Annotated in this window: 1 protein-coding gene and 2 pseudogenes; all 3 read left to right on the top strand. The window is 63.7% G+C overall.

Annotation, left to right across the window (positions count from 1 at the left end; all coding sequences use genetic code 11):
- Positions 1-100: 100 nt before the first annotated feature.
- Positions 101-1,175, top strand: a pseudogene (gene ruvB / locus AHiyo1_RS15930) (Holliday junction branch migration DNA helicase RuvB).
- Between the two features lie 190 nt (positions 1,176-1,365).
- Positions 1,366-1,749 carry a preprotein translocase subunit YajC gene (gene yajC, locus AHiyo1_RS15925; protein ID WP_059389206.1) on the top strand — a complete coding sequence of 128 codons (384 nt, stop codon included), beginning with the start codon at positions 1,366-1,368 and terminating at the stop codon, positions 1,747-1,749.
- Positions 1,750-1,858: 109 nt separating this feature from the next.
- A pseudogene (secD, locus tag AHiyo1_RS15920) lies at positions 1,859-3,475 on the top strand (protein translocase subunit SecD); the annotation flags it as partial.

The following is a 3,475-nucleotide window of genomic DNA, read 5'->3' as shown; positions in this document are numbered from 1 at the left end:
CCCGGAACTTGCCGACGCCGGCAACGTCGCCCAGATCCTGCGCGCAACCCTTCGCTGGCTCGGGCAGGACGCGCCCGCGCCGGAAACCGGGTAGGCAGCCGTGGCTGAGCAGTCCCTCGTTACCGGGGGAGAGGAACCCGAAGAGCGCATCATCGAAGCCGCACTTCGCCCGAAGAACCTCCACGACTTCGTAGGCCAGCACCGTGTCCGAAAGCAACTCTCGCTCGTGCTGGAAGCCTCGAGGATGCGCGGTCGCAGCGCGGACCACGTCCTGCTTTCGGGCCCTCCTGGGCTCGGCAAGACTACTCTGTCCATGATCATCGCCGCGAGATGAACGCACCCTTGCGCATCAGCAGCGGGCCGGCCATCCAGCACGCCGGAGACCTTGCGGCCATCCTCTCCTCGCTTTCTGAAGGCGAAGTGCTCTTCCTCGACGAAATCCACCGGATGTCCCGGCCCGCAGAGGAAATGCTGTACATGGCCATGGAAGACTTCCGGGTGGACATCGTGGTGGGCAAGGGCGCAGGCGCCACTGCCATTCCGCTTGAGCTGCCGCCCTTCACCCTCGTGGGCGCCACCACGCGGGCCGGCCTGCTGCCTGGACCGCTGCGTGACCGCTTTGGTTTTACCGGGCACCTGGAGTTCTACTCAGTGGCGGAGCTGGAACTCGTACTGCGCCGCTCGGCCGGACTGCTTGACCTGAAAGTCAACTCGGCCGGCTTCAGCGAGATTGCGGGCCGTTCCCGCGGAACCCCGCGTATCGCCAACCGGCTGCTTCGCCGTGTCCGGGACTGGGCTTTGGTTCACGGCATCGAACAAATCGATGCCCGTGCCGCCTCCGCTGCGTTGGACATGTACGAGGTGGACCAGCGTGGCTTGGATCGCCTGGACCGTGCTGTGCTGGAAGCCTGATCCTCAAGTTCAACGGCGGTCCCGTAGGGCTCTCCACCCTCGCTATCGCCGTGGGGGAGGAACCGGAGACCGTCGAAACGGTCGCTGAGCCGTACCTGGTGCGCGAAGGCCTCTTGGGACGGACGCCGCGCGGCAGGATTGCCATGGCGTCAGCCTGGACGCACCTCGGATACGCCGTGCCGCCAGGAGTGTTCGGGCAGGACCCGCTGGCGTTGTTCGAGGATAGCGAAAACGGGGCGGAAAGCATCGACACCGGCCGTTAGCACGATCCATTCAGCTTAACCCTCTAGACTGGTATGACACTCGGCACGTTCGAGTCCTTGGTTCTGTGCCCGCCCGTCGGAGCATTGTGCGGCCAAGTGGGCGAAAGCTCCACGGCCGCCGGATCCACCGGGCAGACATGGCCGTGAAACCAAAAACGTAAGTAAAGAACGGAACTTCCCTGTGGATCCAATGACAATCCTGCTGTTCGCCATGCTCGGCGTCTTCATCTTCATGATGTTCCGCCGCAACAAGAAGACGCAGCAACAGCAGGCCAAGCTGCAGTCCCAGTTTGCCCCCGGCGTTGACGTCATGACCAGTTTCGGACTGTTCGGCCGAATCGTCTCGATGGACGACGCCGAGAACAAGGTTGTCCTGGAACTGTCCCCGGGCAACCTCGCCACGGTGCACCGCCAGGCCGTCACCAAGATCGTTGAGCCCGCCGAGGAGGCCGCAGTTGACGTTCCGGACGACGCGTCGTCGCTGACGGCCGCGGATGCCGATGCATCTGCATCCGCGGAGACCCCGGACGAGACCCTCAAGCGCCTCAACGACGAGGGCAAGAAGGACAACTAGCCCGTACCCGCTCTACAAGCGGGAATAGTTCTACGGCAATGAATCGCCGCCGGCCTGCGCTCACCCGTGCACGTCGGCGGCTGTTCCGTCATCAACAGGAAGATCGAACATGGCACGAACCGGCCACAAAAATGCAGCCCGCAGGGTGCTGATCTGGCTTGTCGCAATATTCGCTGTACTGACAGCAGTCCTCGGTGGCGGCGTCATCACTGGTCACGCCAGCTGGGCCCCAAAGCTCGCGCTTGACCTCGAGGGCGGCACGCAAATGATTCTCGCGCCCAAGGTCGAAGGATCAACCGGCATCAACGAAGAACAGTTGAACCAGGCCGTCGCGATTATCCGCCAACGCGTTGACAGCTCCGGTGTCGCCGAAGCGGAAATCACCACGCAGTCCGGCCGTAACGTCGTGGTAAGCCTTCCCGGTACGCCAAGTTCGGAAACCCGTGCCCTGATCCAGGCATCTGCCGACATGAACTTCCGCCCAGTGATCACCACCGGTGACCCTGCGGCCGTTCCGGTCGCATCCCGCACGCCGGACGCGAGCCTGCCCAAGCCCACCGCTGCGCCGACCAACGCCAGCGACAGCAACTGGGTCACAGCCGACGTCTACAAGGCCTTCGAAGCCTTGGACTGCGTCAACCCGGCCCAGGATAAGCAGCCGCGGTCGGATCCCGCCAAGCCGCTGGTGACCTGCGAGCCGGCAACGGCCAAGACTCCTGCCGTCAAGTACATCCTTGGCCCGGTCGAAGTGAAGGGCCAGGACATCGTGTCGTCCTCCTTCGATCCCGTCCAGCGCGCAGGGCTCGGTCACCAATGCGTGGGGCGTGACCATCACGTTCGATGCCAACGCCACCAAGACCTTCAAGGACGTTACGCAGAGGCTCAACCAGTTCTACGTGGCATCGCAGGCGCAGGGCGGCAACGACCCCAAGGCCCAGTTCGCCATCGTCCTGGATGACCAGGTTATTTCCGCGCCGCGTGCCCTCGCAGTCATTACCGATGGCAAGCCGCAGATCACGGGTAACTTCACGCAGGCCTCGGCACAGGCGTTGTCGGACCAGCTTCGCTACGGCGCTTTGCCCATCAGCTTCGATATTCAGTCCGAGGAACAGATTTCCGCCACCCTCGGTGGCGAGCAGCTTCGTCTTGGCCTGATGGCCGGTGTGATCGGGCTCCTGCTCGTGGTGGTCTATTCGCTCTTCCAGTACCGGGCCTTGGGCTTTGTCACCATCCTCTCCCTCGTTGTGGCCGGTGGACTGACATACCTAGCCATCGCGATCCTTGGCTGGACTGAAAACTACCGGCTGTCCCTTGCCGGTGTGGCAGGTCTTATCGTGGCCATTGGCCAGACAGCCGACTCCTTCATCGTGTACTTCGAACGCATCCGTGACGAACTTCGTGAGGGCAAGGGCCTCGTGTCCGCCGTCGCTAACGGTTGGAAGCGCGCCAAGCGCACGGTCCTTGCGTCCAAGGCCGTCAACCTGCTCGCGGCCTTGGTGCTGTACTTCGTCGCTGTTGGAAACGTCCGCGGCTTCGCCTTCACTCTTGGCCTCACCGCGCTGGCAGACCTCCTGGTCGTGTTCATGTTCACGCACCCCACGCTCCAGGTGCTGGCCCGGACCAAGTTCTTCGGCGAGGGGCACCGCTTCTCCGGCCTCGACCCTGAGCGACTGGGCGCCGTGCCGCTGTACCGCGGTGCCGGCCGGCTCCGCACGCCAACGGAGAA

Origin of the sequence: Arthrobacter sp. Hiyo1 (assembly GCF_001263615.2) — a bacterium.
In the GTDB taxonomy this organism is placed as follows: Bacteria; Actinomycetota; Actinomycetes; order Actinomycetales; family Micrococcaceae; genus Arthrobacter.
This window is presented reverse-complemented; position numbering and strand designations above follow the sequence as displayed.